The sequence below is a fragment of the Streptomyces sp. NPDC041200 genome (assembly GCF_055591805.1).
The window spans coordinates 113,996-138,388 of the sequence record NZ_JBVIZF010000008.1 but is presented as its reverse complement, the minus strand read 5'-3'; the positions used below and the strand labels follow the sequence as shown (position 1 = coordinate 138,388).

The 24,393-nt window shown below is 69.0% G+C and carries 23 protein-coding genes and 5 pseudogenes; 11 read left to right on the top strand and 17 right to left on the bottom strand.

Features of this window, described 5'->3' with window-relative positions; translation table 11 throughout:
* Positions 1-5: 5 nt before the first annotated feature.
* From ACZ6CL_RS20370 to ACZ6CL_RS20350, 5 genes and pseudogenes are all read right to left on the bottom strand, one after another.
* Positions 6-209 (bottom strand): annotated as a pseudogene (locus ACZ6CL_RS20370) (hydrogenase expression/formation protein HypE); the annotation flags it as partial.
* Positions 210-446: 237 nt separating this feature from the next.
* Entirely contained in the window at positions 447-1,316 is an 870-nt protein-coding gene (locus tag ACZ6CL_RS20365; protein ID WP_468937523.1) for a universal stress protein, read from the bottom strand.
* A gap of 220 nt (positions 1,317-1,536) precedes the next feature.
* The gene (locus ACZ6CL_RS20360) at positions 1,537-1,968 is read right to left on the bottom strand and encodes a hypothetical protein (RefSeq protein WP_468937522.1); all 432 of its coding nucleotides are present in this window, start codon (positions 1,966-1,968) and stop codon (positions 1,537-1,539) included.
* 5 nt (positions 1,969-1,973) lie between these two features.
* Positions 1,974-2,092, bottom strand: a pseudogene (locus ACZ6CL_RS20355) (IS5/IS1182 family transposase); the annotation flags it as partial.
* A 29-nt stretch (positions 2,093-2,121) separates the two neighbouring features.
* Positions 2,122-2,247: pseudogene (locus tag ACZ6CL_RS20350) on the bottom strand (IS5/IS1182 family transposase); the annotation flags it as partial.
* Between the two features lie 17 nt (positions 2,248-2,264).
* Between ACZ6CL_RS20350 and ACZ6CL_RS20345 the strand changes: the two are divergent.
* The gene (locus tag ACZ6CL_RS20345; RefSeq protein ID WP_468937521.1) at positions 2,265-2,528 is read left to right on the top strand and encodes a hypothetical protein; all 264 of its coding nucleotides are present in this window, start codon (positions 2,265-2,267) and stop codon (positions 2,526-2,528) included.
* Between the two features lie 14 nt (positions 2,529-2,542).
* Here ACZ6CL_RS20345 and ACZ6CL_RS20340 read toward each other — a convergent pair whose 3' ends face one another.
* From ACZ6CL_RS20340 to ACZ6CL_RS20330, 3 genes are all read right to left on the bottom strand, one after another.
* Positions 2,543-2,830 carry an acylphosphatase gene (locus ACZ6CL_RS20340; RefSeq protein ID WP_468937520.1) on the bottom strand — a complete coding sequence of 96 codons (288 nt, stop codon included), beginning with the start codon at positions 2,828-2,830 and terminating at the stop codon, positions 2,543-2,545.
* An 88-nt stretch (positions 2,831-2,918) separates the two neighbouring features.
* The gene (locus ACZ6CL_RS20335) at positions 2,919-4,097 is read right to left on the bottom strand and encodes a nitronate monooxygenase (RefSeq protein ID WP_468937519.1); all 1,179 of its coding nucleotides are present in this window, start codon (positions 4,095-4,097) and stop codon (positions 2,919-2,921) included.
* Complete coding sequence (locus ACZ6CL_RS20330) at positions 3,979-5,082, bottom strand: YbfB/YjiJ family MFS transporter (RefSeq protein WP_468937647.1); 1,104 nt, start codon at positions 5,080-5,082, stop codon at positions 3,979-3,981. The genes ACZ6CL_RS20335 and ACZ6CL_RS20330 overlap by 119 nt, the downstream gene beginning before the upstream one ends.
* Before the next feature lie 104 nt (positions 5,083-5,186).
* On the opposite strand from ACZ6CL_RS20330, the pseudogene ACZ6CL_RS20325 reads away from it, so the two are divergent.
* Positions 5,187-5,945, top strand: a pseudogene (locus ACZ6CL_RS20325) (transposase); the annotation flags it as partial.
* 16 nt (positions 5,946-5,961) lie between these two features.
* Here ACZ6CL_RS20325 and ACZ6CL_RS20320 read toward each other — a convergent pair.
* Positions 5,962-6,360 carry a cupin domain-containing protein gene (locus ACZ6CL_RS20320; RefSeq protein WP_468937518.1) on the bottom strand — a complete coding sequence of 133 codons (399 nt, stop codon included), beginning with the start codon at positions 6,358-6,360 and terminating at the stop codon, positions 5,962-5,964.
* An 80-nt stretch (positions 6,361-6,440) separates the two neighbouring features.
* Between ACZ6CL_RS20320 and ACZ6CL_RS20315 the strand changes: the two genes are divergently transcribed.
* Complete coding sequence (locus ACZ6CL_RS20315; RefSeq protein WP_468937517.1) at positions 6,441-7,271, top strand: helix-turn-helix transcriptional regulator; 831 nt, start codon at positions 6,441-6,443, stop codon at positions 7,269-7,271.
* A gap of 120 nt (positions 7,272-7,391) precedes the next feature.
* Here ACZ6CL_RS20315 and ACZ6CL_RS20310 read toward each other — a convergent pair whose 3' ends face one another.
* Positions 7,392-7,934 carry an RICIN domain-containing protein gene (locus ACZ6CL_RS20310; RefSeq protein ID WP_468937516.1) on the bottom strand — a complete coding sequence of 181 codons (543 nt, stop codon included), beginning with the start codon at positions 7,932-7,934 and terminating at the stop codon, positions 7,392-7,394.
* A 453-nt stretch (positions 7,935-8,387) separates the two neighbouring features.
* On the opposite strand from ACZ6CL_RS20310, the pseudogene ACZ6CL_RS20305 reads away from it, so the two are divergent.
* Positions 8,388-8,591: pseudogene (locus ACZ6CL_RS20305) on the top strand (hypothetical protein); the annotation flags it as partial.
* A gap of 224 nt (positions 8,592-8,815) precedes the next feature.
* Here ACZ6CL_RS20305 and ACZ6CL_RS20300 read toward each other — a convergent pair.
* Positions 8,816-9,544, bottom strand: a complete 729-nt coding sequence (locus tag ACZ6CL_RS20300) for a TetR/AcrR family transcriptional regulator (protein ID WP_468937515.1) — start codon at positions 9,542-9,544, stop codon at positions 8,816-8,818.
* A gap of 234 nt (positions 9,545-9,778) precedes the next feature.
* On the opposite strand from ACZ6CL_RS20300, the gene ACZ6CL_RS20295 reads away from it, so the two are divergent.
* Both ACZ6CL_RS20295 and ACZ6CL_RS20290 read left to right on the top strand, forming a co-directional pair.
* A complete protein-coding gene (locus ACZ6CL_RS20295; protein WP_468937514.1) occupies positions 9,779-10,366 on the top strand; it encodes a flavodoxin family protein in 588 nt (195 codons plus the stop codon).
* 51 nt (positions 10,367-10,417) lie between these two features.
* Positions 10,418-11,404 carry an aldo/keto reductase gene (locus tag ACZ6CL_RS20290; RefSeq protein ID WP_468937513.1) on the top strand — a complete coding sequence of 329 codons (987 nt, stop codon included), beginning with the start codon at positions 10,418-10,420 and terminating at the stop codon, positions 11,402-11,404.
* Positions 11,405-12,337: 933 nt separating this feature from the next.
* Here ACZ6CL_RS20290 and ACZ6CL_RS20285 read toward each other — a convergent pair.
* Together ACZ6CL_RS20285 and ACZ6CL_RS20280 are read right to left on the bottom strand one after the other, a co-directional pair.
* Positions 12,338-12,601, bottom strand: a complete 264-nt coding sequence (locus ACZ6CL_RS20285) for a hypothetical protein (RefSeq protein ID WP_468937512.1) — start codon at positions 12,599-12,601, stop codon at positions 12,338-12,340.
* A 164-nt stretch (positions 12,602-12,765) separates the two neighbouring features.
* Positions 12,766-15,708 (bottom strand): GH59 galactosidase, encoded by a 2,943-nt coding sequence (locus ACZ6CL_RS20280; protein ID WP_468937511.1) that lies wholly within the window; start codon positions 15,706-15,708, stop codon positions 12,766-12,768.
* 164 nt (positions 15,709-15,872) lie between these two features.
* Here ACZ6CL_RS20280 and ACZ6CL_RS20275 point away from each other — a divergent pair, with 164 nt between their 5' ends.
* A complete protein-coding gene (locus ACZ6CL_RS20275) occupies positions 15,873-16,013 on the top strand; it encodes a hypothetical protein (protein WP_468937510.1) in 141 nt (46 codons plus the stop codon).
* A gap of 362 nt (positions 16,014-16,375) precedes the next feature.
* Here the strand turns inward: ACZ6CL_RS20275 and ACZ6CL_RS20270 are convergent, their stop codons facing one another.
* Positions 16,376-17,398 (bottom strand): LacI family DNA-binding transcriptional regulator, encoded by a 1,023-nt coding sequence (locus ACZ6CL_RS20270; RefSeq protein WP_468937509.1) that lies wholly within the window; start codon positions 17,396-17,398, stop codon positions 16,376-16,378.
* Between the two features lie 501 nt (positions 17,399-17,899).
* On the opposite strand from ACZ6CL_RS20270, the gene ACZ6CL_RS20265 reads away from it, so the two are divergent.
* The 3 genes from ACZ6CL_RS20265 (at position 17,900) to ACZ6CL_RS20255 (ending at position 22,352) form a co-directional block, all read left to right on the top strand.
* Complete coding sequence (locus tag ACZ6CL_RS20265; protein ID WP_468937646.1) at positions 17,900-19,474, top strand: glycoside hydrolase family 43 protein; 1,575 nt, start codon at positions 17,900-17,902, stop codon at positions 19,472-19,474.
* Between the two features lie 141 nt (positions 19,475-19,615).
* Positions 19,616-20,533, top strand: a complete 918-nt coding sequence (locus ACZ6CL_RS20260; protein ID WP_468937508.1) for a CE1 family esterase — start codon at positions 19,616-19,618, stop codon at positions 20,531-20,533.
* A 169-nt stretch (positions 20,534-20,702) separates the two neighbouring features.
* Positions 20,703-22,352, top strand: coding sequence for a glycoside hydrolase family 27 protein (locus ACZ6CL_RS20255; RefSeq protein ID WP_468937507.1), 1,650 nt, complete (start codon positions 20,703-20,705; stop codon positions 22,350-22,352).
* Between the two features lie 357 nt (positions 22,353-22,709).
* Here the strand turns inward: ACZ6CL_RS20255 and ACZ6CL_RS20250 are convergent, their stop codons facing one another.
* From ACZ6CL_RS20250 to ACZ6CL_RS20240, 3 genes are read right to left on the bottom strand one after another with little or no spacing between them, the layout of a single operon-like run.
* Positions 22,710-22,883 carry a CsbD family protein gene (locus tag ACZ6CL_RS20250; RefSeq protein ID WP_468937506.1) on the bottom strand — a complete coding sequence of 58 codons (174 nt, stop codon included), beginning with the start codon at positions 22,881-22,883 and terminating at the stop codon, positions 22,710-22,712.
* A 14-nt stretch (positions 22,884-22,897) separates the two neighbouring features.
* A complete protein-coding gene (locus tag ACZ6CL_RS20245) occupies positions 22,898-23,284 on the bottom strand; it encodes a hypothetical protein (RefSeq protein WP_468937505.1) in 387 nt (128 codons plus the stop codon).
* Between the two features lie 23 nt (positions 23,285-23,307).
* Positions 23,308-23,772, bottom strand: coding sequence for a hypothetical protein (locus tag ACZ6CL_RS20240; protein WP_468937504.1), 465 nt, complete (start codon positions 23,770-23,772; stop codon positions 23,308-23,310).
* Here ACZ6CL_RS20240 and ACZ6CL_RS20235 point away from each other — a divergent pair.
* Positions 23,771-23,902, top strand: coding sequence for a hypothetical protein (locus ACZ6CL_RS20235; protein WP_468937503.1), 132 nt, complete (start codon positions 23,771-23,773; stop codon positions 23,900-23,902). The two genes, ACZ6CL_RS20240 and ACZ6CL_RS20235, sit on opposite strands and share 2 nt — an antisense overlap.
* Positions 23,903-24,393 lie beyond the last annotated feature (491 nt).

The window sequence follows — 24,393 nt, the reverse complement described above, 5'->3', positions numbered from 1 at the left end:
GGAGCTCAGCAGCTCCGGGGCAGTTGCTCACCGTCCACGATCCGGGTTCCACCCAGGCCGGTGCGGGCCACGACCATGCCGGGATGTTCGGACACGCACTCGCCGACGACGGCTGGCTCGTCTCCGCTCGGGTGCGCGTGCATCGGGTCCAGACCGCGGAAGATACAGGCGGTCGCCACCGCCTCCGGTACGGGCACGAAGCGAGTCCTCCGGCCGCAGGGCGGTTACACCCGGTCGCCGGGGCCCACGCCCGGCGAGCCCAGTGCGTTCCCGAACCGGCCGGTTCGCTTCGCCAGATCCGCGTAGGTGACGGTCCGCACCGCCCCGACCAACACAGCGCAGAGCCGACTGCGGCGGCGCGTGCCGGCGACCAGCTGGACTCCGCACGCTGCGCCGGGTTGTAGTCGGTCAGGTTCGGCGTTCCTTCCGCGTATGCCCCGCCCCGGTCACTCGTGGGGAACTACGGCGACCGGACAGGCCGCGTGGTGCACGGCCGCCTGCACCACGGGGCCCAGGCGGGGGCCGAGGGCAGGAGGGTGTTTTCGCCGTCCCACCATCAGCAGATCGCTGTCTGTGGCGGCCCGTACGACGGCCCGGGCCGGGCTCTCCAACCGGACCTCGTCGACGACCCGCACCCGGGGAAACTTCTCCCGCCACGGCCGCAGAATCTCTTCCAGTTCCCCTCTCGCCCGCTCCGCCAGGTCCCGGGCCACGTCCGACTCCGCGCCCCGGACGCCGGTGTACGCCCGGTCGGGCTTTCTTCCGTGGACGGCGTGCAGCGGCACGCCACGGGTGAAGGCGGTGACGTAGGCGAACTCCAGCAGGTTGTCCTGGGGACCGTGCAGGCTCAGGCCCACGACCACATGCCGTCGGTGTTGCTCCGCCGCCCGCTCCCCGCGGACCAGCACCACGGCCCGCTCCGCCCGACCGACGACATGCAATCCGACATCGCCCAGGAAGAAGCTCGCCACCGGATCCAGCCCCCGGGAACCGAGCACCAGCATCCGCGACCGCGCGGCCGCGTCGAGCAAGGCCGTCTCGGCCTCGTCCGCGACCAGGTCCTCCACGATGGTCAGTCCCGGGTGGCTGCTGGACAGCTCGGTATGCGCGTCGTGCACGATCCGCTTCGCCCAGTAGTTCTGCTCGTCCGCCGCGGGACTGTCGGGAGTGGGCGGGGACAGCAGGATCCACGCGTGCGTCAGACGCAGCGCCAGTTCACGCCGCTCCGCCTCGTCTGCGGCCCAGCGGGCGGCGGCCAGGCTCTCGGCCGAACCGTCGAGGCCCACGGTGACCACTTGTTCCGTGGCTTGTTCCATGGCGGTCGCCTCGTCTCGCAGGGAGCCCCTCTGCCCATGGAGGGGTACCCCAAAAGGTACGAACCACCGCCCCGGCCGACCCGTATTCCGCAGCGCCCCTCCGACCGCCTCCGCCACCTGATGAGCCTCATGACTCCCTCGTGGGCCGGACCCTTGAGCTGCCCGGCCCCGCCTCGACCACGGTCGGGAATCTCAGGCATCGCGGCCGCCCGCGCCGGCATCAGCCGCCGTGATGGCCGCCATGGCGTTGCACGGCCTCCGAGGTGCCGATTGCCTTGCCGGCGGCGTTCAGCGCCCCCCCCACCCGGAAGTACGGTCCCGGGTGGCTCACCGGGATCGCGGACTCGAATCCGGTCCGCCGGGCGTGTCCGACGACGACCGACAGGGAGCGCGGGTCCGGTCCGGCGAGCACCTGCCACGCTCTCGTCCGGGTCGAGCCGTTCCACGAGGCGTAGACGACGGTGTGCCGGCCGCTGCCTCGGGCCGCCGCGCTCGGCGGGTAGTACGGGTCGCCGACCCACCGGTCGCGGAACGTCCGGTACGAGATGTTGGCGCCCGGCATCTTCGCGTCGTCCACCGTCACCGGGCAACCGCCGACCGGACCTACGCCCACATCCAGGTCGGCGGTGTGCGGCGAGAGGGGCTGGAGCACGCGAGGTGGATCTTCGTGGGCAGCCCGCCGCGGGACCGCCCGAGGGTATGGTCGTCCGGCTCGTCGGCCGGGACCCCTTTTGACGGGCCCCGGCGGCGTGCTGGTGAGCGCGGCTGCTCGCGCTTGCGTTCGTAGCGACGGTGCATTCGGGGGGTGCCGGATGCCGCGGGAGGCTAGCCATCGCCGCAGGTAGCGGTAGCCGTAGCCCTTGTCGCCGTGCAGTTTGGCGGGGCGGCGCCGTCGGTGGCCGCGGCGGGACGCGGGCGGGCGGTCCCGAACGTGCCGAAGCTGGCCACATGGTCGAGGGCGGCAAGACGCCGCTGCTGCCGCGCGACGAGCTGACGGCCGTGGGCTACTCCGTCCTCCTGTACGCCAACGCCGCGATGCAGGGGACCATCCTCGGCACCCGGACCGTGCTGATTGGCCTGCGCGACGCCGGTCCCTCGCGCCGGTCATGGACCGGCTCGCCCCCTGGGCGGAACGCCAGCGGCTGGTCCGCCGCGCCGAGTACGAGGAGCTGGAGGGGCGCTACACGTCCTGACGGCGCCGGTTCGCGCTGAGCGAGCAATGCGCGCTACGCGGCCGGAGCGTCGTCCAGGACGCGGAAATCGCGATCACCTTCGGGGTTCTCGGCGGCCACGGCGCACTCGGTCACCTCGGCGGCGCCCGGCCCCTCGGCGGCCCAGCTCACCAGGCGCTGTATGCCGCCCGGTGAGCCCTCGAAGACGGCTTCCACGTCGCCGTTGTGAAGGTTGCGGACCCATCCGTTCACGCCCGCTTCGCGGGCCAGTCGGCGGCAAGTGTCGCGGTAGTACACGCCCTGTACGAGGCCGCCGACGTGGACGTTTCGCCGGATCAGCATGGGGAGCCTTTCGAAGGAGAACGGTGGTGGAGCAGGCCCGTAGGACGCACCCGGCGAGGCAGACACGCCGGGTGGGACGTACGGGCCGTTATTGCCAGAGTCGGCTGGTCAGCCGCTCGATGGTGCGGAATGCGGGTTCGATCCTGGCCTCTCGGTAGCCGGTTCCGGCCCACAGGTGGATCAGGCGCGTGTCGCCGACCGCGGTGGCGGCCTTGCGGAGCCCGCTGGTGAGGTGGTGCAGGGCGGGGTAGCCGGCCGGGGCGCGATCGGAGTACCGGTCGGTGAAATCGTTGCGCAGGGCACGGGCCGGCCGTCCCGTGAAGGCGCGGGTGAGGACGGTGGAGTCGAAAGCGGGGTCCGCCAGCGCCGCCTTGTGGGGTGCGGAGGCCCCGCTCTCGTCGGTGCGCAGCAGCGCGGTGCCGACCATGGCGGCGTCCGCCCCGGCCCGCAGGACGTCGGCCACGTCGGTGGGAGCGGCGATCCCGCCGGTGGCGACGGTCGGCAGGGCGGTGGCGCGGCCTACCTCGGCGACCAGGTCGGGCAGGGCGGCGGGGGCGAGCGGCCGGTCGGGGGTGAGCGTGGCCGAGTGGCCCCCGGCGGCCGGCGCCTGCACGATCAGCGCGTCGGCCCCGGCATCGGCGGCCCGCCGTGCCTCGTCTGCCGTGGTGACGCACTGCAGGACGGTGGTTCCGGCTCGGCGCAGGCTCGTGATGACGTCGCCGTCGGGGATGCCGAAGGTGAAGGACACCCAGGGGACGGGGTGAGCCTTCAGCAGCTCGATCTTCTCCGACCAGTGGTCGTCGTCGTCCAGCGGTACGGCGTCGGGCAGGGTCAGCCCGTAGCGGTCGGCCTCTTCCCGCAGCTCACGCGCGTAACGGCCGTACTCCTCGGGAGAGATGGGCACGGGGTTGCTTACGAAGAGATTGACGCCGAACGGGACTCCCTCGGCTTCGACGGCGTGGATCTGCCCGGCCAGCGCCTGCGCGCTTTTGTACCCTCCGGCCAGGAAGCCCAGTCCGCCCGCGCGGGCGACGGCGGTGACCAGGGCGGGCGTGCTCGGCCCGCCGGCCATCGGCGCGGAGAGGATCGGACGGTCGATGCCGAGACCGGTCAGCAGTGTGCTCATGGGCGCTCCTTGAGGCGCGAGGTCAGGCGGTCGGGGCCGCCGGGGCGAGGTGGTGCGGAAAGCGGACGCGGACGGCCGCCGCCGCGGCCCCGGCCAGGGCGACCATGACGCTGCCCAGCAGCAGGGCCTGGTCGTAGCCATGGTTCAGCAGCGGCGCGGCGAGCAGCGGGCCGAGGATCTGGCCCGAGCTGTACCCGGCCGTCAGCAGGGCTACGGCGCGCGGCACGCGCAGGTGGGCGCCGATCGACAGGGCGATCGTGCTGACGCCCATGAAGGTGGCGCCGAACAGCACCGCGGAGACGAGTGCGGGCACCGCGCCGCCGACGACGGCCGGCAGCGCGATGCCGACGGCCTGGATGATCAGCGCGGTCAACAGGAGGGCGGGCCGGGACCAGCGGCGGGCCAGCCGGGTCCATACGGCGCAGGAGGGCAGGGCGGCAAGGCCGACGACGATCCACGCCCCGCCGCCGAGCCGGCCCGGAACGCCTTCCTGGATGGCCGCGACGAGGAAGGTGCCGGCGATGATGTAGCCGATCCCCTCGAAGGTGTAGCTGGCCAGCAGGGCGACGAACCAGCGGTGGGTGCGTGGCCGGTCGGCCGGTCGGCCCGATTCGGAGTGTTCGCTCACATGCCGGTGCGGGGCCAGCGGCCAGGCGAGGGCGGCGAGCACCGCGGCGAGGGCGGCGCAGGTCAGCCAGGCCGCCTGCCAGGTGGACGCCGCCTGCACTGCGACGACCAGCAAGCCGGACAGGGCGATGCCGGCGCCGACCCCGCCGAAGGCCCAGCCGACCAGGTGGGCGTGTGCCCGTAGGCCGGTGAGCATGGCGCTGACGGCGATCACGAAGGTCAGCGCGCTGGCCGCGCCCGCCACGAGCCGCAGCGCGAGCCACAGGGCACCGTCGTGCGTGGCCGGCATCAGCGCCAGCGTGCCGACCAGCACGAGGAGCGATCCGCGCAGCGCCGCCGCCGACCGTACGACGGCGGGGGCGGCGATCCCGATGAGGGCGCCGAGGAGGTAGCCGATGAAGTTGGCCGTGGCCAGGTTCGCCCCGAGCGCTGAGGAGAGCCCGGCCTGATCGCGCATCAGCGGCAGGATGGGGGTGTAGCCGAACCTGCCGACCCCCATGCTCGCGGCGAGCGCCGCCGCTCCCTGGACGACGGTCGTCCACGGAGATGTCGTACGCGGCGGGGGCGTTGTTGACGCGTGCACAGCTGTGGTCACCTTCCTGGACCACGCGCCCCACCGTGCTGGGCATGCCCTTCACCCGCTGGTCGGTCCGCAAACTGGTCGATCACCTGCGGCGCAATACCTCCAGGCCCATCCGGATCGGGCGCGAGGCCCTGCGGTGCTTACTGGCTCGCCGCGGGATCACCTTCCAGCGGACGAAGACCTGGAAGGAATCCCCGGACCCGGCATTCAACACCAAGCTGGAACGGATTGAGTACGCGGTCAACGAGCGTCCGGACCGCACGTTCGCCTTCGACGAGTTCGGGCCGCTGGGCATCCGCCGCACCCACGGCATCACCTACTTCCACGGCTGCTACTCGGTAGGCGACGACAAGCTCTGGGGAATCAACCGGCGCCGCAAGGGCATCGACCACACCTGGGCCGCCCTGCGGTCCATCCGCGCCGCCCGTCCGGACGGCGCCCCGATCTACGTGATCCTCGACAACCTCTCCGCCCACCTGAACTGGAAGATCCGCAGGTGGGCGACGAAGAACAAGGTCGAGCTGTGCTTCACACCCACCTACGCGTCCTGGGCCAACCCCATTGAGGCCCACTTCGGGCCGCTACGGCAGTTCACCCTGGCCAATTCCAACCATCCGAACCACACCGTCCAGACCCGGGCCCTGCACACCTACCTGCGCTGGCGCAACGCCAACGCCCGCCACCCCGACGTACTCGCCGCACAACGTCGAGAACGCGCCCGCATCCGCGGCGAAAAGGGCATCCGCTGGGGCGGACGCCCCCTCAAGGCCGCGGCCTGACGCCAGGCCCTCCATGTCAGCCGAGAATCTCGGCCGCCTTGGTCATCGGCCCTCCCGCGTCACCGGTGTTGATCGTTCCTACCGGTTCGAACAACAGGATCGCGGTCTCCTCGTCCGCCACGGGGCAGTGCTCGACGCCGCGGGGGACCACGAACAACTCACCAGGTTCCAGCATCACATCGCCATCCCTGAGCTGGATGGTGAGCCGCCCGCTGATGACCAGGAACAGTTCATCGGTGTCCTCGTGGGTGTGCCAGACGAATTCCCCCTTCAGTTTGGCCAGCTTGACCTCGTAGTCGTTGAGCACAGCCACTTTCTTCTGCGACCACAGCTCGCTGAACTGCGACAACTTGTCGGCGAGGTTGACAGGAACAACAGACTTGGACATCCAGCATCCTTCCTCAAGGCCGGTCAACCGGGAGCGACTCCTCAGCCCCTCCGGCCGGCGTCACGAGCCTGCCGCGCCGCATCTCGCTGGTCTTGTACGTTTCTGGCATGACCGGAGACCGAGCCCGCACGTCCGTCAGCGCCTGGAGGCCGTCAATCCCAGGGATCGCCGAGGTCTTCCACGCACACTTCACCGACCACGCGTACCCGGCCCACACCCACGACACGTGGGACCTGATGATCCTCGACGACGGCTCGGTCGACTTTGCACTGGACCGCCGCCGCCATGGGGCGACGGGTACCGCCAGCGTCCTCCTGCTGCCTCCCGGCATCGCCCACGACGGCCGGACCGTCACCGCGTCAGGCTTTCGCAAGCGCAACCTCTACCTCGACGACTCCGTACTCCCGCAGCGTATGGCCGGCCGTGCTGTGGACACTCCGGTCGTCAACGACGGGGTGCTGCGCCATCGGATCCACCAACTGCACGCCGCTCTCGTCCATGCCGGAGACGGGTTCGAAGCCGAGTCCCGCCTCTCGTTCATCCGTGAAAGGCTCCACTTCCACCTCGACGCGCTCCAGCCCCGCACACCGGGTCGTGAGGCAAACCGGCTCGCCGCCAAGCTGCGGGAGCTACTGGACTCACGGATACGCCCCGGTATATCCCTGCGCGAGGCCGCCGCCATCCTGCACGCCCACCCCACACACCTGATCCGCTGCTACAAGCAGACATACGGCCTGGCGCCACACAGCTACCTCACCGGCAAGCGCATCGATCAGGCACGGCGACTTCTACTCGACGGCCACCGGCCCGCCGAGGTCGCCGCAACCGTGGGATTCCACGACCAAGCCCACCTGAACCGACACTTCACACGCCACGTGGGCACCACACCCGCGCGTTACAAGCGCACTCGCACCGGTTTTGCCGCCACTTCCTCCTGACGCTGCGTCGGAAGCTCACTCCAATAGCCTCTGTGGCCCCCGCCTCGACCATCAACCCGGCAAACCTATGCGGTCAGAGCACTAGGGGACCGTGCCGCTGTGGGTGAGCGCGGGGCGCCCTCACGCATAGACGAGTGTGAAGCGCTGAGAGTCAGACCCGTCGCAAGCATCGCCCTCGATCCTGGCACCGTCGCTGACGCCCGTCACGGTCCAGCAGAGTCCCATGGACAACGACCTGAACCCGATGCCCGACTGACCGTACTCGGCAAAGTACGTGAAGCGCTGATGAAAAGAACCCTCCCTGCACTCCTGCTGGATGATCGGCCAAGTGATCCCGTTACCCCCGGATGCGCCGTAGATAGTCAGGCACTTGTCCGCGAACGTCCTGATCTCGTGGGTCGGGTTCGCGACGCCATCGTTCATGCTCTTGAAGCGCTGGGCGGGAAGATTCTGGCACCGGTTCTGTTCAAGCGAAGCGCCGTCGCTGGTGCTCTGGTTCCTGATGGTCAGGCACTTGCCCGTGGACGTCTTGATCTGAACGAGGTGGTAAGCCGGGGACGCCTGCGCGGGCTGAGCTACTCCGATCACGGCGGCGAAGACTGCCGCTGCGCTGGCTACGGTTACTGTCGGCCGTCGCAGGAACCTCATCATGGTGCCGATCACGTGGCCTCTTCTCCTTCGTGGGACGCGCCAGCTCGCAACACTCGCCGCTGGTCAGCACCGCTCAGACTTCCCCGTCGATGGCATGAGGAAAGGGCAGACCACCCGGTGTGGCCGATACCCAGCGCACCTGCCACCCCTGCGGGTGACTGGACTGATCGGATCCGGCCACGCACCCACACCATTCACGGAAAGCGCGGTCCCTCAGAGCACCAAGGAGACACGCCCTAGTCGACGATGGCCGGGCCAGAGGTGTCTGAGCCGCGTTACCCGTCGATAGCCGCCTACCTGGAGACCGTCCACCACACCTGCCCGTGGGACCGGCCGACCTGATGGGCTCCGATGTTCCCTGCATCGTGTGGGGCTACCTGGTGTGGGAGGACCCGGAGTAGCCGGGCCAGCAGCCGCAATCGCCCGCGGACGCCGGGCAGGGCGTAGTGCTGTACCTCGCTGGTGTACTCCGCGGGTGGGGCCATCTTCCGGCGCACCTGGCGTCCACGCAAGGTGATCGCGCTCGTCGCGGGCGCGGGTCTGGCGCTCAGCACCTTCGTGGGCCACCTCGCGGCGGGGCGACTCGTGACGTTCCTCCCCCTGCTGGCCGTATGGGCCTTTGCCGCGGGGATGGCGTGGGCCGTTGATGAAGGCGCATCCGCGGGTGTTGGTTACTCCTCGTGCTGCACGAGGGTGCTGTCGCCACACAGCCCCTCTCGTTCGACAGCCTTCCGGAGAGCACCGACCTGGCACGAGTCCTGGTTCAAGCCAGCACATCGCCCCGCCACTAGAGCGTTTTCGACAAGGGGCTGCCGTTCGGCCACGCTGGGCGGCGCCCGGTGCCTGCGATCGCAAGACGGAGGATCGTAACGGCTGCGGAGCAGGTGATGGGTTCAGCCTGCCAGTTGCCGCAGCCATTCGCGCAGCAGTGCCGTCTCCGTGTCTCGCAGAGGTACCCCGGCGCCCGCAGCCGGGGGCCCGGTGGTGAGTGCGGTGTGAAGTGCGGCATCGAGGGCGAGTGCGCGCGAGGCCAGGTCCGACCCGGGTGAGGCGGGCGAGTCCGTGGTGATCGAGGCGATGACGGTGTCCCGCAGCCGTGCCGAAGTGGTCACGTCCCGCTCCGAGGGCTCTTCGCCGATCAGCGCCAGGGTGGCACCCGTCGTCGCCGCGTGGATGACGCGGGTCGCCTGCTCCACCGGAACCCGAAGGCGCCCGCCCTCGGCAGCGCGGCGCAGCAGTCTCACCAGCAGGGCGTGCGCCTCGTCCGCGGCGGGGGGCCGCCGCCCGGGCCGCACAGTGCCGTACATGAGCATGTAGAACGCGGGGTGCTGCACTCCGAAGTCGACGTGCAGGTCCCAGCCGCGGTAGAGGTCGGCCACCGGGTCGTCGGGGGTCAGCGCCAGGGCCTCCCGCTTCTCGGCCAGGTACATCTCGAATCCGTAGGCGGCCAGCTCGGCCAGGAGTCCGTCCTTGTCGTCGAACATCCGGTACAGCGCGGGGGCCGTGACGCCTGCGGCTGCGGCGACAGCGCGCGTGGAGACCGCCTCGCTGCCGCCCTCTTCCAAGAGCTTGGCTGCCACCTGTAGCACCTGGCGCCGTGCGGCGCGTCGTTCCTCGCTCATGGAACAACGATATCGCAATTTGCGTATCACCGCCTTAACGGTGATACTCGAAAAGGCGGAACGGTGATCCAGGCTGGTTCCGGGGGCACCGGCCCGCGACACCCGGGCATGCGCCGCACCCTGGCCCGGGCCGCCGGTCCTGACTCGTGGAGCGGTGCGGCCGACCGCCGCACAGCTCGTCGTCCGCCGGCGCCCCATCACACATGCCGCCATTGCGGCAGGAGAGGAACACCCATGTCCGATATCTCGATCGTCATCGCGTCGCATTCCGGCTACGGCCACACCGCGCAGATCGCCACGGCCGTCGAGGACGGCGCGCGCTCCATCGCCGGGACGCAGGTCCACCGCGTGGACGTCGCCTCCCTCGGCGACGCCGACTGGGAACTGATGGACGCCGCGGACGCCATCATCTTCGGCACCCCCACCTACATGGGCACCGCGTCCGGGGCGTTCCACGCCTTCGCCGAGGCCAGCAGCAAGCGGTGGATGACCCGCGCCTGGAGCGACAAGCTCGCGGCGGGATTCACCAACTCCGGCTCCATGAGCGGCGACAAGCTGCACACCTTGCAGTACCTCTCGCTCCTGGCGGCCCAGCACGGAATGCTCTGGGTGAGCCTGAACCTCCTGCCGGGCTGGAACACCACCACCTCCAGCGCCCAGGACGACAACCGCCTCGGCTTCTACCTCGGCGCCGGCGCGCAGAGCTTCAACGACACCCCCGCGGTCCACGACGCAGACCTGAGCACCGCCCGCCACCTCGGCCGACGCGTCGCCGAGCACACCCGCATCCACCGCGCCGGACTGACCGCCGCAGCGCACTGACACAACGGTCCGCCAAAAATTACCTTTTAGTTTCTTTCAGAGGAGTGAGCCATGCAGCACCGGACACTCGGAAACCAGGGCCTCGAGGTCTCGGCGATCGGCTACGGCGCGATGGGCCTGACGATGGCCTACGGACCCACCGACGAGGAAGCCGGCGTCGCCGCCCTCCGCCGCGCGCACGACCTGGGCGTCACCTTCTTCGACACCGCCGAGATGTACGGCTGGGGCACCGGATCCAACGAGATCCTGGTCGGCAAGGCGGTCAGGGACTTCCGCGACGACGTGGTCCTGGCCACCAAGTTCGGTGTCGACATGTCCGTGCCTCCGGAGCAGATCGGCGGCGCTCTCAACAGTCGGCCCGACAACATCCGCAAGGTCGCCGACAACAGCCTGCACTACCTGGGCGTGGATCACATCGACGTCTTCTACCAGCACCGCGTCGACCCCGAAGTGCCCATCGAGGAGGTCGCGGGCGCCGTCAAGGAGCTGATCGACGCGGGCAAGGTGAAGTACTTCGGCCTCAGCGAGGCCGGACCCGAGACGATCCGCAAGGCGCACGCCGTGCAGCCGGTCTCCGTCCTGCAGACCGAGTACTCCCTGTTCGAACGGTCCGTCGAGCAGCTCTTCCCCACCCTGGACGAACTCGGCATCGGCTTCGTCGCCTATTCCCCCCTCGGCCGCGGGTTCATCACCGGCACCGCCAAGCCCGCCGGCCAGTACGAAGCCACCGACATGCGCAACGTCGACCCGCGCTGGCAGCCGGGCAACTTCGAGAAGAACGTCGACGCCGTCGACCGGCTCGCCGAGCTCGCGGCGACCAAGGGTGCCACCGTCTCCCAGCTAGCCCTGGCCTGGCTGGCCCGGGGCGAGCACATCGTGCCCATCCCCGGCACCCGCAGCCCGAAGCGCATCGAGGAAAACGTAGGTGCCGCCGACCTCACTCTCACCGACACCGACCTCAAGACCATCGACGAGATCCTGCCTCAGGGCGGCTTCGGCGCCCGTTACACCGAGGGGCACGTGCCCACCTGGATCTGAGTGGGCGGGCAAGGCCCAGGCGTCAGCCGACCAAGCGCTGTCGTCCGCGAAAGAGGCGCAGGCGAACGCGGACGCCGCCGACAAGTCAGCCGCGGCTGCGCAGGCGTCGCGGACAAAGCCAAGAAGGCAGCCTGTGGGGCTCGGTTATTCATCGCTGCTGGTCAAATGCCCCGCCCGGCGCGCAGAGAGCTGCGACCATATTGGAATGATCGCGTCGCCTCTGTACCAGGTGACTCGACGTCTTCTCGCCGCCCCGGCGGTGCTTCCACGGCGGGGCACCTCGAAGGAGGCCGAGCTTCTCGTCCTGCGTCACGAAAACGCCGTGCTACGACACCAGATACAAGGTCGAGTACGGTACGAACCCGTGGCCGCCTGTGGTTCGCCTCCCTGTCCTCGCTAATCCCCCGCCGCCGTTGGGCCAAGGTCTTCCCCATCGCGCCCAGCACGCTATTGGCCTGGCACCGAAACCTCGTCGCCCGCCGATGGGACTACTCCCGACGACGCCGCGGTCCCGGACGGCGCCCACACAGACCGCCGTCAAGAACCTCGTACTGCGCCTCGCCCACGAGAACAGCCGATGGGGCCACCGCCGGATTCACGGTGAACTGGCCCGGCTGGGACACCCGCTCGCCGCCTCCACCTCTGGCAGATCCTCCACACCGCAGGACATCGACCCCGCACCCCGCCGCGCTGGCCCAACCTGGCGGGAATTCCTCTCTACGCGGGCCACCGGCCTCATCGCCTGCGACTTCCTCCACATCGACACCATCAGCCTGCACCGCCTGTACGCCCTGGTCTTCCTCACGGACAACCACCTACAGTCCTGGAGCCGACCAGCCGCAAAGTCCTGCGCACCCGCATCCTCGGCGGCGTGATCAACGAGTACAGATATGCCGCTTGACCAGGAGCGACGATTATTCGAGCCCCACAGGGTCACAGCCGGAACCCGGGTGGTGTGGTCGGCGAGGGCGGTTTCGACGATCTGTTCGTCCAGGCCGGCCCGATGCCGCCTGCCCGGGCCAGCTCGGCCAGCGACTGCGGAGTCTTCATCGGCGGCCGGGTGTCCTCCGCCGCCTGCCGTCCAATTGGGTAGCGATCGCTCTCCCCCGGCGCGTGCCCGTGGTCGGCTTCGTAGTCGGCCGTCAGGTCGTCGGCCACCTTCTGGGTCTGCTGACGGCGGGTGGACTGGCTCGCCACGCGCCCCGGCGGCACCGTCGAACCAACAGATGCTTCCCCCGAGACCTGTCTACGACGCCACGGGCACGGTCGCCGATCGCCCATGCAAGGGGCCGTACCGGAGGAATCCGATACGACCCCTTGATCATTTACGGCGAACGCCCTGGGCTCGCGGACCAGGGCACCTACCGGGCGGCGGTGCCATCTTTCAGCACCAGCCGGTCGTAAGCGCCTTCGAGCCTGTCCGTGATCTGCTCGACGCCGACGGCGTCAAGGCCCCTCTGCCCCGCCACGGCAGCCTTCGCCGCCGACGACGCGGAGTCGAACAGGGCCCAGGAGTCGGCCGTGTAGTCCGCCTGCGCCGGGCTTCCGATCTTCTCCAGGCCGTCCCGGATCGGTGTCGTGTCCACAGTGCTGTCCACGTCCCCGGAGATGGCGTTGAACGCGTCGAGAACGATCTTTCCGGACTTGAGGACGAACCTCGCCGTGTGCGCGCCGTCGGGCAGACCGCGGAGCGCGTACGTGGCGAGGCGCTTGTCGGTCGTGGCCGTCTTCGCGTCCCGTGCCATCAGCTTTCCGTCGACGTAGACATCGACGACGGCGGTGCCGTCGTTGCCGCCGATGACGTCGATGCCCGTGCCGGTGAACGGGACGGTGAACGATGCGCCGGCGGCCGTGCTGGTCGACGTCGACCGGTACCAGTCCATCGCGTCGCCGAGGGCGGCGTTCCTGCTCCACGTGCCGTCATAGGTGACCGAGCTGTCCATGTTGTCGAGCTGCGCGCGGGCGTAGGGCGTGTACCCGTCGACCTTCTCGACCTTCAGGTTGTCGAACGCCGTCTTGTGGAAATCGGTTCCGAGCTTGACGCGGCCTTCCGTCTGCGGAGTCGGGTCCTGGTAAGTGGAGACGGCTTTGCCGTCGATGTAGGCCGTGATCGTCGCGCCCTTCGCCTCGATGGCGAGGCGGTAGCTGTCGGATGCCGCGACTGTTCCCGACTTGACGGCCGTGCCGTATTCGTAGAACGTCCAGGCGCCGGTCGGTCCGATGCGCACGTTGTAGGCGGCGTCGCTGATCGCCATACCCTTCTGCTGCCGGACACCCAGGGCAGCAAGTCCGCCGTCCGGGTCCGGGAACGCGACGTCGACCGTGGCCCGGTAGTTCTCCCAGCGGAAGTCGCCGACCGTCGTGTTCGGGGTGTTGCGGTTCCAGGCGCCGGTGTCCTTCATGGACTGGTCCATGTACTGGTACAGGACGTTGTTGCCGCTCGCGTCCTCACCGACCTCCCAAGCGCCGGTCTGGTCGACCATGTAGCGAGGCTGATTGCCGCGCGACCTCAGGTAGGGCTGGGACGCCTTGTGCGTGCCGTTGCCGGTGCCGACCCGGACCTTGGCCTCCTCCTCGTACCCGAAGTCGTCGGCATACAGGACGTTGTCGCGGGTGTTGTGCTTCTTGCCGGTCACGTCGGTGTCCAGCACCTTGCGGTCCCAGGACTCGGGCAGGCGTTGCTTCGTCGCCTTGTCGTGGCTCTTGTCGAGCGTCGTCAAGGTCACGATCGACCTCGGCTTGATCCTGTAGCTGTAGTATCCGTCGCCGCCGGGCCGGATCTCGTCGGCGAGGTGCTTGAAGTTCGCGTCGTAGGGCCGGCCCGCGTCCGGTCCGCGGGTTTCCCAGATCTCCATGGTCGGGTCGGAACCGAGTCGCATGTTCTCGGCTTTGATCCGGTAGGTCTTGGGCTGGTCGCTGTCGTTGACGACGATCGTCGAGAAGTCCTTCTTACGGGGATCCGCGAGCGTCATATAGCTGGGCGCCCCGTTGGAGCCGTCGATGTTGACGGTGCCGCTCGCCCCGCTGTAACTGGCCTCCGGCACGGTGCGCCAGATGCCCGCCGTGTTCGTGTCGTTCTCCCAGCCGGTCCTCGCGAACTGAGTGAAGTGTTGCATGACATAGAGGGCCGCGTCGTAGTGGAGGTAGCCGGACCACGGGTCACGCGCGCTGACGAGTTCCTTGTGGCTGTACTGCGCGCCTTCGTAGAAGGAGCCGATCGCCGGCTGGAAGATGTAGTGCGTCCTCTTCGAGTTGGCGTAGCTCTTGACAGAGCGGTTCGCGAGATCGAGGGCGCTTTGGACGCCGCCGATGCCGGTGCTCGTTCCGTTCGCGCCCTCGGTGTTGTTGACGCGGTAGTCGGTGTAGCCGAAGGAGGCGGTTCCCTCGCTGTACCAGACTTCCTTGTCCTCGTCGTACTTGTTCTCACCGGTCGCCAGCCTGGTGTACGGCAGATTGGTGTCGCTGCCGGCGGCCCCGTCGTGCCGGTCCTCGGTGGTGTAGTGGTAGCCCACAGCATCGACGATGCCGAAGAGTTCCGCATCGCTGAGCAGTGACGGCCCGATATTGAGGGTGTCGTTCTCGTCGGAGGCGATGATCTTGATGTTGTGATAGGCCTTCTCGGCCTTCTTGCGCTTTTCCGCCGGGATGCCGTAGCGGGGATCAGCGAAGTCCGTGTCAGTCAGAATCGCATTCTTGTACCACTTGATGAAGGCCTCGTTCGGATCCCGCGTCTCGTTCGTGTCCGGGTCGACGTAGTCGACCATGTACCCGTATTTCTCGTAGGCGTCGAGGATCGTCTCCTTGTACCACTTGTACATCTCGTTGGCGCCGGTGCCCTTGTTCCATTCGTTCTGCACCCATTGAGGCATGACCCAGCGGAGAATCGAGACCTTGAGCTTCGGATTGACCGTCTTGGCGTCCGCTGCCAGTTGGAAGCCCGGGGAACGCGACGCGTCGGCGAGTTCGTCCGCTGCGCGCATGGTCGCCGGATCGGAACCGGTCGATGTGTTCGTGTCCGAACCCATCTCGATCTTGACATGGTTGATCAGGGGGTTCTTTCCACCGAACAGCACCCGGATGAGCTCCCAGTACCGGCCAGGGTGCTCCGCCTTGTAGTCCATCAGCAGGTTGCTCGTGCTGTTGCAGCTGAGAACGCCGAGGCCCTTGTAGGTCAAACCGTTCACGTTGTCAGCGCGAACGTCGGCCCCGTTGACCACCACCTCCACGGGATGGTCCGCGGCGTGGGCGGCGGGGGTGATCACTCCGGCCGCGAGTGCCATGGTGGTTGCCGCGACAAGCGACATCCAGCCGAGTCTTCGCTGTGAGCCCATTCCGCTTCGACTCCTTCTTCTCGTAGCGCGCACCGACGCCAGACGTTCGAGATACCGAAAGGTGTTCGCAATTCCGGAAGGACCGTAGGTGGTAAGCGATTTCTACGTCAATCCCTTGTGCAGGCCGTCGGCTCGCCATGGTGCTCAAGCCCTTCTACCTGCTCGACCTGGCCGAACAAGGCGCCGTCGCGCGGGTGGATGCGCCAGGACGCCTGCCAGCCGCCGACCGGGAGGCAGGGCAGCAGCCAGCCCGTCGACGCCGGCCGCTGGGGCTGTGACTGCGCTGGCCGGGTTCGCGGCTGTGGCCTGGGGGGTGAGCGCGTCATCGCCAGCGGGACCCATACGGTCACCACGGCTGTCGCGGACGGCGGCCGGTCGCCGTGAACGGCGTGTTCCATGGCGCCCTCAAGGACGGCCGGCCGGCCGCGAAGTCACCCTGAAATTCGTCGACTTCTTCGAATTCGACGAGGCCCAGCGCTTCGCGAGGCGGGACACGTATTTCTTCCTGCCGTTGGTCTGACCGAACACTGCCGCTTCACCACGGTGCGAGCCAGTGGGGTTGCGCCGGATGGTGGTGGCGGCGTCCTGCCCTGTCCGGACCGTGTCCGCCCTGGTCTGCGGGTCGCGATCGTTTCGACTGTCAGCCCCGAAAAGGAGCGGTGCTCCCGCGGACGACAAGTTCGGTGGCGAGTTCCGCGCGTCCGCGCTCGAGCGGCCGACCCTGGGCAAGCTCAATCACCATGCCGGCGGCGGTGGCGGCCATCTCGGCGAGCGGCTGGCGCACGGTGGTGAGTGGCGGGGTGAGCCACCGGCTCGGGAAGAGGTCGTCGAATCCGACGACGCTCAGGTCCTCGGGAACGCGCAGCCCGGCCTCGGCCGCCGCGCGGTAGACGCCGAGCGCCTGACCGTCGTTGCCGGTGAAGACGGCGGTCGGCGGCTCCGGGAGGCGCAGCAGGTCCCGGGTGTGCTTGAGTCCGTCCAGGATCTGGAAGTCGCCGACGCGGACGAGGGCGGGGTCGATCGGAATGCCGGCCATGTCGAGGGCGGCCCGGTAACCGTCCAGCCTGGCCCGGCCGGCCAGGACGTGCTCCCCTCCCGTGATGACGGCGATGCGCCGGTGCCCGAGCTCCAGGAGGTGCCGGGTCGCCGACAGCCCGCCACTCCAGTTGCTCGCGCTCACCGACGGGGCGTCGTGGTCGGGATCCCCGGTCGGATCGACGAGCGCGAACGGTATGCCCCGGGTGCGCAGTTGTTCGGCCTGCTCGCCGCTGGGTCCTGAGAACACCGAGACGACACCGGTCGGGCGGCGGGCCAGCACACCCTCGACCCAGCCTCGCTCCGGGGTGTGGCGGCCCCGTAACTCGGAAACCACGACGGCTAGTTGGTGTTCGGCGGCCACTCGCTGGACGCCGCGGAAGATCTCGGTCGGGTAGGGCCCGCGCACCTCGTGGAAGACCAGTTCGAGCAGGGCGGCGGGTCCCGCCGCCTTCTGCCGCCGGTACCCGTGCCGGCGGATGATGCCCTCGATCAACGAGCGGGTCGTCGGGGCCACGTCCGCCCGCCCGTTGACGACCTTGGAGACCGTGGCTACGGAGACCCCGGCGCGCTGAGCGATCTGCGCGATGGTCAGCGATTCGCCCTGGCGGCCGTCGGCTGAGCACATACGGGGCAGTGTACTGGCCGCTCCGATCCTTTCGAAGAGAACACGTCCGTCCGCAACAAGGGCCACCGCAGGGGCTTGACGGCACAAGGAGGTACTTCTACGGTCCCCTCACCGCCATAACGATCGGTAGAACTCCCCAAAATCATTCGCTCAGGAGCCCGCGGTGAAGAGGGATCTTTCTGCACACACTGCCATGGGAGCGCTCCCGCATCCGTCCGGAACTCCGGCCGTCGTCCACCATCAACCCGACCAACCCGACGAGATCCACGGCGCATGGCGAGCACGCACCTCCGGAATCCGACGTACGGAGACCCGAAGCGAACGCCCGGTGGAAGCGGCCCGGGCGCTCGGAGCAGCAACAACCGCGCACCACGTCGCACTCCCGGCCCTCCGTCCCGCCCGCCGAGAAGAGTGATACCCGTGCCCGCATCCGAACAGCCACACTTCCCCAGCCGCCGGGGAATACTGACCACCGCCACCGGACTGGCCGCGGGAGCCGCGATGCCACTGGTCAGCGCGCAGTCGGCACACGCCGCGTTATCTCGTGCGGCGACCCAGGAGCCTCACGTGGGCGCCGCCTCGTTCACCAATCCGGTGATCTGGCAGGACTTCGCCGACATCGACATCATCCGGGTCGGTGACACGTACTACTACTCGGCCTCGACGATGCACTACTCGCCAGGTGCGCCGATCCTGCGCTCCTACGACCTGGTCAACTGGGAGTTCGCCGGCCACTCGGTACCACGTCTGGACTTCGGGGCCAAGTACGACCTGAACGGCGGGCGTGGCTACGTGAGGGGCATCTGGGCGTCGTCGCTGGCCTACCGGCCGAGGAACCGCACGTTCTACTGGCTGGGCCAGATCGACTTCGCCCGCACCTACATCTACACCGCCACGTCGGTCGAGGGCCCCTGGACCCGGCACGCCGACCTGCCGCACGTCTACTACGACGCCGGGCTGCTCGTCGACACCGACGACACCCTCTACGTGGCCTACGGCAACACGCAGATCAGCGTCGCCCAACTCTCCCCGGACGCCCGCAGCCAGGTCCGCGCCCAGCAGGTGTTCTCCACCCCCGCCGGCATCGGAACACTGGAGGGCTCCCGCTTCTACAAGATCAACGGGAACTACTACATCTTCCTCACCCGCCCGGCCAACGGGCAGTACATCCTCAAGTCCACCTCGGGCCCCTTCGGCCCCTACACCCTCCGCCAGGTCCTCCTCGACCTGCCGGGACCGATCCCCGGCGGCGGTGTCCCCCACCAGGGTGGACTCGTCCAGACCCAGAACGGCCAGTGGTACTACCTGGCCTTCGTCGACGCCTACCCCGGCGGACGCGTCCCCGCCCTCGCCCCCGTCACCTGGACATCCGACGGCTGGCCCCAGCCGCACCTTGTGAACGGCGCCTGGGGCACCGCTTACCCCACCCCCAGCCTCCCCCCACCACCCCGTCAGGTCGAACCCCTCATCGGCGTCGACACCTTCCAGGGGACCACCCTCAAACCCGCCTGGGAGTGGAACCACAACCCCGACAACGGTCGATGGTCCGTCAACAACGGCCTACGCCTGACCACCGCCACCGTCACAGGCGACCTCTACGCCGCCCGGAACACCCTCACCCACCGCATCCAGGGCCCCACCTCCACCGCCACCATCACCCTCGACCACGCCCAGATGCGCGACGGCGACCGAGCCGGCCTCGCCATGCTCCGCGACTCCTCCGCCTGGATCGGCCTCACACGCGAGAACGGCACGACCCGCCTGGCCATGGTCGACGGCCTGACCATGGACAGCAACTGGAACACCACCGGCACCGGCACCGAGCGCGCCACCACGGCCATCACCGGCACCCGCATCTGGCTGCGCGCCGCCACCGACATCCGCCCCGGCACCGGCCGCCAAGCCCGCTTCTCCTACAGCACCAACGGCAGCACCTACGCGCCCCTCGGCCCCACCTTCACCCTCAACAACGCCTGGCAGTTCTTCATGGGCTACCGCTATGCCATCTTCAACCACGCCACCCGGGCACTCGGCGGCACGGTGACCGTCAGCCGCTTCGAACTGACCACGCCCTGAACGCGGTCGTCCGCCGGTGATCCCGACCGGACATTCACATGACCGCGGGCTCGAGTACAGACGTCTGATGACGCTTTCCATCCCGGTGAAAGGAGAGGTACATGCCCATGCCCATCGCTCACCACCCCAGGAAGTCACGCGATGTCACTGCGTAAGCTCTTACTCGTACCCGTCGCCGTCGCAGCGGCGCTCGTCATGGCCACGGGCGGCCCGGCGGTGAGCAGCAGCCACGGCGAAGGCACGTCCGCCACGCGGGCGGGCACCGCGTCGGCGGCCGCCGGGTGCGGCCAGGCCCCAACGCTCCGGGACGGCACGTACACGATGCAGAGCGGCGGAAAGAGCCGCAGCTTCATCCTGGACGTTCCCGATAACTACGACCGCAACCGCCCCTACCGGCTGGTCCTGGGATTCCACTGGTGGGGAGGCACCGCCACCGACGTCGCCAGCGGGCAGACCGTGGAGCGGGACGTCTGGTCCTACTACGGGCTCAAGCGACTGGCGAACAACAGCGCCATCTTCGTCGCGCCCCAGGGCCTCAACAATGGCTGGGCCAACGCCGGCGGCGAGGACGTGACCTTTGTCGACGACATCCTCAGGAGGGTCGAAGGAGACCTCTGCGTCGGCACGACGCGGCGGTTCGCCCTGGGCTTCAGCTATGGCGGCGCCATGAGCTACTCGCTCGCCTGCTCCCGGCCGAACGTCTTCCGCGCGGTCGCGGCCTACGGCGCTCCCGGCCAGATCAGCGGCTGTAGCGGCGGCACCGGGGCCGTCGCGTACTTCGCGGCGCACGGCGTCAGCGACAACATCGCCAACGCACGGTCGATGCGAGACCGGTTCCTCAGGAACAACGGCTGCACCACCCAGAACCCGCCCGAGCCGCCCCGGGGCAGCCTGCGGCACATCACCACCACCTACTCCGGGTGCGCCGCCGGACGGCCGGTCGCCTGGGCCGCGTTCGACGGAGGCCACATCGCCGCACCACAGGACGGAGCTCCCGGGGACAGTGGCTCCAGAACCTGGCTTCCCGGCGAGACGTGGAGGTTCTTCACGCAGTTCTAGCCTGACGGCACGAGCACCCGGGGGTGGATCACTTCCGGGATCCACCCCGGACGCCCGCACGAGATGCCGCCCGCTCCCTGTCATGTCATGTCATGCTCACGCCATGCGCGCCGGGCATCACGGCTCGACGCGACCCGGCGCCCCAGGTCCATCGTGAAAGGACCAGACGATGCGTACGTCAATCCGCGGACGCCTGCCGCGCCTGCTGGCAGCGGCGGCTGTCGCGCTGACGCTTCTCTCCTCCGTGCCGGCCCAGTCGCCGGCTCAGGCCGCGCCCGGAAGCCCGGCGCTCACCCCGCCGCTGGGCTGGAACAGCTGGAACAGCTTCGGCTGCAACAACGTCAACGAGACGGTGATCCGACAGGCCGCCGACGCCATGGTGAGTTCGGGCATGCGGGACGCCGGCTACGACTACGTCGTGGTCGACGACTGCTGGTTCGATCCCCAGCGCGACGCCCAAGGCAACCTGCGCGCGCATCCGACGAAGTTCCCCAGCGGCATGAGGGCGCTGGGCGACTACATCCACAGCCGCGGGCTCAAGTTCGGGATCTACCAGGTGCCCACCGAGCGCACCTGCGCCCAGCGCGTCGGCACCTATCCCGGCTCAACCGGCAGCAGGGGACACGAAGTGCGGGACGCCAACGCCTTCGCCTCCTGGGGCGTGGACTATCTGAAGTACGACTGGTGCTCTCCCGAGGGCACCCGCGAGGAGCAGATCGCCCGGTTCACGCTGATGCGAGACGCCCTCCGCGCCACGGGACGTCCCATCGTCTACAGCATCAACCCCAACAGCTTCCACGCCATCACCGGCCCCACCTACGACTGGGGTCAGGTCGCCGACCTGTGGCGCACCACCGAGGACCTGCTGGACGTCTGGCAGAACGGCAACACCAACAGCTATCCCATGGGCGTGGGAAACGTCGTCGACATCAACGCTCCGTTGGCCGCCCAAAACGGCCCCGGCCACTGGAACGACCCGGACATGCTGGTGGTCGGCAGACCGGGGCTCACGCTGACCGAGTCCCGGTCACATTTCGCGCTGTGGGCTCTGATGGCCGCGCCCCTGATGGCGGGCAACGACATCCGCACCATGTCCGCCGAGGTCAGCGCCATCCTGCGCAACCCACGTCTGCTGGCCGTGAACCAGGACGCCCTGGGCGCGGGCGGACGACGGGTGCGCGACGACGGCACCGCCGAGGTGTTCGCCAAGCCACTGTCCGACGGCTCGGTCGCCGTCGGTCTGTTCAACCGCGGCGGCGGAACCACCGCGATCACCACTACGGCGGCCCAGATCGGGCTGTCCGGCGGAACGTTCACCCTGACCGACCTGTGGACCGGGGCAACATCCACCACCGGCGGTCAGATCTCCGCGAGCGTGCCGGCACATGGCGTCGCTCTGTACCGGGTGTCCGGGGGCACTCCACTGGAGAACACGACATCCCGGTTGCGTGGTGCCGGCTCGGGCCGCTGCCTGGACGTCGACGACGCCTCCACCGCGTCCGGCGCCACCGTACTGATCTGGGACTGCCACACCGCGGCGAACCAGTCCTGGACCACGTGGCCTGGCGGCGAGATCCGTGTCTACGGCGACAAGTGCCTGGACGCCTACAACCAGGGCACCACCAACGGCACCCCTGTGGTCACCTGGCCGTGCAACGGACAGAACAACCAGAAGTGGACGCTCACCTCCGATGGCTCGATCCGCAACGTTCACTCGGGCCTGTGCCTCGATGTCAGCCAGGCGGGCACCGCCAACGGAACCGCGGTGATCCTGTGGACCTGCAACGGCCGGCCGCACCAGAAGTGGGATCGCACCTGAGGAACCCGCCTGGCAGCGGGGACGCTGTACGTGCCAGAAACCTCATCCGCGCTGGTCACGACGGCTGAGCGTTGCAGCGGGCCCTGTGCGGCACCAGCGCCTGGCCGCACGGGCCCGGCCGCCGTCGCCGAACCATCCCGTGGCCGGTGCTGCGACCAGCGCGGCGCCAGTGGCCAGCGCGGATGCTCCGCCGATGAGCGGGCCGATGCGGCCCGACCGGGAGCGCCGTGGCGTTCTGGACATGAGGGTGACTCCGTCCGGTGGAGACGTACCTGACAAGTAGTCGCCTTAACGTCGCCACGGTCCCCCTGAACGGGTTGCCACCCTCAGCCGCGTCCTGTGATCGTCTACCGCGGATCAGTGCCGGAAGGCGTCCTTGATCTTCGAACCGGACTGCTTGGCGTTGCCCTTCGCCTTGCCCCCGCGCCCTTCCGCCTGCATGCGGCGGTTACCGGTGACCCGGCCGAGCGCCTTTTTGGCGCTGCCTCGGACCGCTTCGGCCGTGTGGGCCATCTTCTTGCCGACACTCATGAGTCACTGCCTTCCTATCGATGGGCGGTGCGGTGCCCGAACAGATGCGGTCGGCCATGGCGCCGGGTACCGCGGGCGGACTCGTCGTCCGCGGGCTCGTGCCTGCCAGCCGCCTCATCGCGATCCCGGTCTACCGGCGCGGCCTCCCGGCGGTGCCGTGTGAGCCCTTGGCGCGCGGCGTGACTGCGGCGCACGGCGGCCATCATCAGGCTCAGCCCGAGCAGGGCGGCGGCCCCGATCACGATCCCGGAGAGAAACACCGTTCCGGTGTAGTCGGCGCCGTTGAAACCGAACACAGAGAAGCCATCGGTGAGCGCGTGCCCACCGCCGAGGTTGCCCAGCACACCTACCACGCCGATGACAGCCGCCGCGGCCAGGATGATGAGCCCTATGAGCAGCATGTCGCTCTCCTTGCCTTGAGAACCTATGTGTCAAATGAAAGGTTGCGGTCCACGTCCGTCTCGCCGTCGTCCGCGGTTCGACCTCGCAAGGTCCGCCCAGCCTCCGTCACGGAAGCCGCCTCCGACGTCGCCCCGTCGCCGTAGCCGTCTCCGTAGTGAACGGCGTCGTGGTAGCCGGGGGTCATGGACTCGGCCGACGGGCCGTGCCGCGGGTCGAAGAAGCACGGCGGACACCGCTCGGGAAGCGGGAGGCCCTGGCGTCGGGAGTCGAGCACGGCCAGCGTGAAGCGGCCCTCCTCCAGTGCCTCGGTCACCGCCCGCACGTTCTCCGGACGCCGGGCCGCGGCGGATCTCGCTTTGGCCGTCTCGTACGCGTCCAGGGCGCGACCGTAGTAGTCCACCAGGTCCGGCGTGGACGCCGGGTCGGACGGGTCGAAGCCCATGTGGCTGCGCTTCTCGCCGTAGGCGGTGATGTCCTCTTCGACCATGCCGCGTACCTGCTTCAAGGTCAGCCCGCTCCCGCTCCCGGCGGTGCTTGTGGCCGCGCCGCGTCAGGTACAGGCCGCCTCCGCCGAGCGCGGCCAGGACGGCCAGGAACACCACCGCGCCGCCCACTGACAGGCCGCTGGAGCCACGGTCGCCCTCAACTCCGTGGTTGCCCCCGCCGCCCGTCCACGCCGCCACATCGGCCACGAACCCGTCCAGGACCGCAGGGAGGTCACCGTGGTGCCGGTGCAGGTTCTGCTGCACCAGTGCCTGCGAGACGTGCTCCGGCAGTACCGAGGCGTCAGAGGCCGCGCCGAACGATGAGCCGAGCGCCACCGCGTACACGCCCGGCCGGTCGACGGCGGCACGCAGCCGGTCGAAGATGCGCTCTCCTCCGTACGCGGGGTCGTCCGGCAGGACAGCGACGTAGACCAGCACGCCCGTGTCGCGGATGCTGCCTGCCAGCTCGCGCGCATGCCCGGCGCTCAGTGCGCCGGACGCGCGATCCACGTAGACGGGGCCGCTCCGCAGCGCGTGGGCGATCTTGTTCACGCTGGTTTCAGCGTGAGCGGTATCCCCGGCTGTGAGGAGTGCCGCCGCCAGAGGGACGAGTACAGCCGGCG

Bases quoted from the DNA above. Each gene is read 5' to 3' on its own strand.
- ACZ6CL_RS20365 (WP_468937523.1), bottom strand. From the start codon at position 1,316: ATGGAACAAGCCACGGAACAAGTGGTCACCGTGGGCCTCGACGGTTCG.
- ACZ6CL_RS20345 (WP_468937521.1), top strand. From the start codon at position 2,265: ATGGTCGAGGGCGGCAAGACGCCGCTGCTGCCGCGCGACGAGCTGACG.
- ACZ6CL_RS20340 (WP_468937520.1), bottom strand. From the start codon at position 2,830: ATGCTGATCCGGCGAAACGTCCACGTCGGCGGCCTCGTACAGGGCGTG.
- ACZ6CL_RS20335 (WP_468937519.1), bottom strand. From the start codon at position 4,097: ATGGCTACGACCAGGCCCTGCTGCTGGGCAGCGTCATGGTCGCCCTGG.
- ACZ6CL_RS20330 (WP_468937647.1), bottom strand. From the start codon at position 5,082: ATGGGGGTCGGCAGGTTCGGCTACACCCCCATCCTGCCGCTGATGCGC.
- ACZ6CL_RS20315 (WP_468937517.1), top strand. From the start codon at position 6,441: ATGACCGGAGACCGAGCCCGCACGTCCGTCAGCGCCTGGAGGCCGTCA.
- ACZ6CL_RS20300 (WP_468937515.1), bottom strand. From the start codon at position 9,544: ATGAGCGAGGAACGACGCGCCGCACGGCGCCAGGTGCTACAGGTGGCA.
- ACZ6CL_RS20295 (WP_468937514.1), top strand. From the start codon at position 9,779: ATGTCCGATATCTCGATCGTCATCGCGTCGCATTCCGGCTACGGCCAC.
- ACZ6CL_RS20290 (WP_468937513.1), top strand. From the start codon at position 10,418: ATGCAGCACCGGACACTCGGAAACCAGGGCCTCGAGGTCTCGGCGATC.
- ACZ6CL_RS20280 (WP_468937511.1), bottom strand. From the start codon at position 15,708: ATGTCGCTTGTCGCGGCAACCACCATGGCACTCGCGGCCGGAGTGATC.
- ACZ6CL_RS20275 (WP_468937510.1), top strand. From the start codon at position 15,873: ATGGTGCTCAAGCCCTTCTACCTGCTCGACCTGGCCGAACAAGGCGCC.
- ACZ6CL_RS20270 (WP_468937509.1), bottom strand. From the start codon at position 17,398: ATGTGCTCAGCCGACGGCCGCCAGGGCGAATCGCTGACCATCGCGCAG.
- ACZ6CL_RS20265 (WP_468937646.1), top strand. From the start codon at position 17,900: ATGCCACTGGTCAGCGCGCAGTCGGCACACGCCGCGTTATCTCGTGCG.
- ACZ6CL_RS20260 (WP_468937508.1), top strand. From the start codon at position 19,616: ATGTCACTGCGTAAGCTCTTACTCGTACCCGTCGCCGTCGCAGCGGCG.
- ACZ6CL_RS20255 (WP_468937507.1), top strand. From the start codon at position 20,703: ATGCGTACGTCAATCCGCGGACGCCTGCCGCGCCTGCTGGCAGCGGCG.
- ACZ6CL_RS20250 (WP_468937506.1), bottom strand. From the start codon at position 22,883: ATGAGTGTCGGCAAGAAGATGGCCCACACGGCCGAAGCGGTCCGAGGC.
- ACZ6CL_RS20245 (WP_468937505.1), bottom strand. From the start codon at position 23,284: ATGCTGCTCATAGGGCTCATCATCCTGGCCGCGGCGGCTGTCATCGGC.
- ACZ6CL_RS20235 (WP_468937503.1), top strand. From the start codon at position 23,771: ATGCCGCGTACCTGCTTCAAGGTCAGCCCGCTCCCGCTCCCGGCGGTG.
- ACZ6CL_RS20240 (WP_468937504.1), bottom strand. From the start codon at position 23,772: ATGGTCGAAGAGGACATCACCGCCTACGGCGAGAAGCGCAGCCACATG.